The sequence below is a fragment of the Bacteroidia bacterium genome (assembly GCA_026932145.1).
In the GTDB taxonomy this organism is placed as follows: Bacteria; Bacteroidota; Bacteroidia; order J057; family JAIXKT01; genus JAIXKT01.
This window is the reverse complement of sequence record JAIXKT010000053.1, coordinates 26,372-30,265: the sequence shown is the minus strand read 5'-3', so window position 1 is coordinate 30,265 and position 3,894 is coordinate 26,372. Positions and strand designations below refer to the sequence as shown.

At 32.8% G+C, this 3,894-nt stretch carries 4 protein-coding genes; 3 read left to right on the top strand and 1 reads right to left on the bottom strand.

Features of this window, described 5'->3' with window-relative positions; all coding sequences use genetic code 11:
• Positions 1 to 302: 302 nt before the first annotated feature.
• From LC115_11870 to LC115_11860, 3 genes are read left to right on the top strand one after another with little or no spacing between them, the layout of a single operon-like run.
• Complete coding sequence (locus LC115_11870) at positions 303 to 623, top strand: helix-turn-helix domain-containing protein (protein ID MCZ2357360.1); 321 nt, start codon at positions 303 to 305, stop codon at positions 621 to 623.
• Positions 620 to 1,534 carry a hypothetical protein gene (locus LC115_11865; protein ID MCZ2357359.1) on the top strand — a complete coding sequence of 305 codons (915 nt, stop codon included), beginning with the start codon at positions 620 to 622 and terminating at the stop codon, positions 1,532 to 1,534. Before LC115_11870 ends, LC115_11865 begins: the two co-directional genes overlap by 4 nt.
• On the top strand, positions 1,534 to 3,042 hold the full coding sequence (locus LC115_11860) for an Eco57I restriction-modification methylase domain-containing protein (protein MCZ2357358.1): 1,509 nt from the start codon (positions 1,534 to 1,536) through the stop codon (positions 3,040 to 3,042). The genes LC115_11865 and LC115_11860 overlap by 1 nt, the downstream gene beginning before the upstream one ends.
• 451 nt (positions 3,043 to 3,493) lie before the next feature.
• Here LC115_11860 and LC115_11855 read toward each other — a convergent pair.
• Positions 3,494 to 3,894 (bottom strand): transposase (locus LC115_11855; protein MCZ2357357.1); only part of this gene is annotated, 401 nt, incomplete at its 5' end.

Here is a 3,894-nt window from a genome sequence, read left to right as displayed (position 1 = left end):
AAATAAATTTTGGTCTTCTCTTTTTTTTCTCGGAACTTCGTCAAGCGCTGCGTTACAGGCAAGCGTAAAACAACCGTACCACTATCAACATTCGACAAATAACAAAAGAAAAATTTGCCAACGCTTCACAAAATTAAAAGAGGTGCAAGCCAACACACAAAGCCAATGCTATTGCACCACATTTAATTTTGCCCCAACGCTCCCAAGCCCACCCACCACCACCCTGACATAAAATATTCACAAAAAATTTTGGCGAACAAAAATAAATTACTATTTTTGGACAAAATGTGCCAAAGCAAAAAATGTCAACGGTAGAAAAAATATCATTTGGAGAATATATCCGAGAACTTAGAGAAAGTGCAAACCTTCCACTTAGAAAAGTGGCAGCAGAGTTAGATATTGACACCTCTACTTTAAGTAAAATTGAAAAAAACGAACGAAATGCAAATGAATTAATTCTTGACGGAATTTCAAGATTTTTCAATATTAAGAAATCAGAACTAAAACTTCGCTATTTGAGTGATAAAATAACTTATCAATTAATAGATGAAGATAACGGACTGGAAATCTTGAAAGTAGCTGAAGAAAAAATTAAATATCAAAGACGAGAAAGTAAAAAATGAATATAGACAAAAACATAAAAGACAACAAACAAGAACTCTTAGCATATTTCAGAGATAGAGCGAGTGAGTTTTTGGTGCAGATAAAATCTCAATTCTCTGAAACTGAATTTAGCAAAAGAGCAAGTGCAATCAACCGAGCATTAAATCAAACGAAAGATAATCTGATAACGACTTTATTACAGAAAGCTGAAAAAGAGCATTGGACAAATCAGGAAAAATTGGAGTCAATCCTGATGATAACTTACTGCAATATTGTTGTGATGATTGAAAGCCGTAACTCGGTAAGATCTTATGAATATATGGACTTTTCGAGAAGAGTTGGTGAGCTTTGGGATCCGTTTTGCAAGTTGTGTTTTTATTATCCGATAAACGATATTTCATTATTTATTCCTCCTTTATTTTCGGAAGTAAGGAAAAAATTAGCCAATGAAATTATTGAATACATTGACAATTTGAGTATTTCTGACGAGGAAAAACAAGAACTTAAATCTTACTATGAAAAAGTTTGGAGCTTGGTAACATCAGGAGAAATTCAGTTGGAATTGGATTTACATTTCAATTACAATGAACAAAAATATGTGGTTGATTTCAAAAGTGGGTTTGGCTCAAACGAAAAAGGAAACACAAACCGACTTTTACTGGTAGCTACTATTTACCAAAACCTTGATGACAATTATAAATGTTTGCTTTTTGTAAGAGCTGAGGAAAATAACAGCTATTTCAACAGATTGAAAAACTCTGGAATTTGGGAAGCGTATAGTGGAATCGAAGCCTATCAGAAAATCAAAGAATATTCTGGTTATGATTTAAAATTATGGACTGAAACTCATATTGACTGGGCTAACGATTTCAATACAGAAACAACGGAACATTTAACCGACAATAATCTTTTACAATATCTACTTTGGTAATGATAAGCGAAGCAAGAAAATATCAGGCATTTTACACTAAATCAACACCAATCGTTGATTATATGGTTAATCAATTATTTCTTAAAGCATCGGACAAGATATTTGAACCCTGCGGTGGAGATGGCGTATTTGTGGAAGCAATATTGAACGAAAACGAATTTGCACATATTGATATTTGCGAGCTAAATCCTAACTCTGTTGAAATTTTAAACAGTAAGTTTTCTGATTTTCTAAATATATCTATTCGAGAATGTGATACGCTTTTAGATTCAGAATTGAGTTTTAATTCTTGCTTTGGTGGTATCTATGACAAAATCATTGCTAATCCGCCTTACGGGGCTTGGCAAGATTATGAGAAGCGAGCAGTACTCAAAAAAATGTATCCTGAACTGTATGCCAAAGAAAGTTACGGTTTGTTTCTATATCGTTGTATTGAGTTGTTGAAAGAAGATGGTATTTTATCTTTTATTATTCCCGATACATTTCTCAATCTGCATATGCACAAAGCTTTGCGAAATCATATTCTGACCACAACCCAAATTGTGGAATTAGCCTTGTTCCCGTCTTCGTTTTTCCCAGGAGTAAACTTTGGCTACGCCAATCTTTCCATCATTACTTTGAGAAAGAAAAGCGATTATAAAGAATGCTTACAAAATACTTTTAATGTTGTGAATAGATTTAGTAATGTCGAGCAATTAAACAATATTGAAGATAAAAATTTAAAAACGTATTCTTTCAAACAAGAAGCGATTTTAAACAATCCCGACCACGCTTTTTTGATTGCTGAAAATAGTAACGTGCTAAGGTTAATTAATCAATCAAAATTCAAAGTCGGAGATATTGCCGATTGTGTTACAGGATTTTATTCAGGAGATGACAAACGTTTTTTACAAGTAATCAGTGCTGATTTAAAGAATGGGAAAAACTATGATTTAGTCAACGCAGAAAGCATCAATTCAGATTATAAAAACAATACTGAAATACTGAATGGAATTGACGGACAGCAACATTTTTTACCAATCGTTAAAGGTGGAAACACCAAATATCTAAAGCCTGAAAGTTGGTTTATGAATTGGAGTAAAAAAGCTGTGCAACATTATAAATCTGACAAAAAATCTAGATTTCAGAATCCAAAATATTATTTCAAATTCGGAATTGGCGTACCAATGATAAGTTCGTCAAGCATTACCGCTTCTCTGATTGAAAATAAATTATTCGACCAGAGTATTGTAGGCATCTTCCCCAAAGATGAAAGTTTGACTTATTATTTATTGGCTTTTTTCAATTCGCCTACTTGTAATAAATTGATAAGAACCATCAATCCGTCAGCCAATAATCCTGCAAATTACATTAAGAAAATTCCGTTTATCATTCCCGAAAAAACAGTTTTGGAATTGATAACCGAAAAAACAAAAAGTATAGTTGACGAAGTAAGAACAACAGGGAATTATAATGAAAGAAAGGAATTGGAAATTTGGGAAATGATTGAGAAAATTTATAAACTTTAATAAACCATAAAATATGGGAGAATATTCAAAACGTGTTGGTGAAGTCGGTGAAAATGTTGTTGCAGACTTCTTAAAACTTATCGGATGGCAAAACCCTTTAAGAAATGATGATATTGCAAGTATTGATACCGACTTTAGGAAAAGGACAAATGGAATTGATGGATATTTTCATTATATAAATCCCATGGTTAGTAGCACCATTGAAAATGTTATTTATTCTTCCAAATACAGTACCGACCCATACCCTTTATCACAAGTAATTACACAATTTAAAGAGCGTTATCTCGAATTAGCTAAAGCAATCGAATCCTTTAAAAAATCAGAGCTAAAACAGAATACCATTAATCTTCACCAAAACATTGACACACATTTTGACAGAGGCATTTTATTTTGGCTGAATAACTCAGGAACAGGTGAAAATGATTTGGTAAGTCGATTATCTAGTGTTATGTTAATCGTAAATTGGTGGATAAAGTCTTCTGAGTTTTTGCCTTGCATCGTTTGTTGTAAATTGCCAATTGATTTTACCATTTTTGTTGTTTCTGTGTTGTTGCCAAGCCTCTACTTCGCTGACAATATTTTCTATTTTTGCGATATGCCTATTCAAACATTGATGGTTTAGAACGTGTAATTCTATTTCTGCCATATTTAGCCAACTTCCGTGTTTAGGAGTATATACAAATTCAAACCTGTCCCAAATTCGTTTTGCTTCCTGCGGTTCAAACATTTCATATAATGCCGATGGGGAATGGGTTTTAAAATTATCCATTACCAAAGTTATCTTCTTCGCTTCCGGATACATTTCATCAGCTATTCTTTTTACAAACATTGCCCAATCTTTTTTGGTTTTTG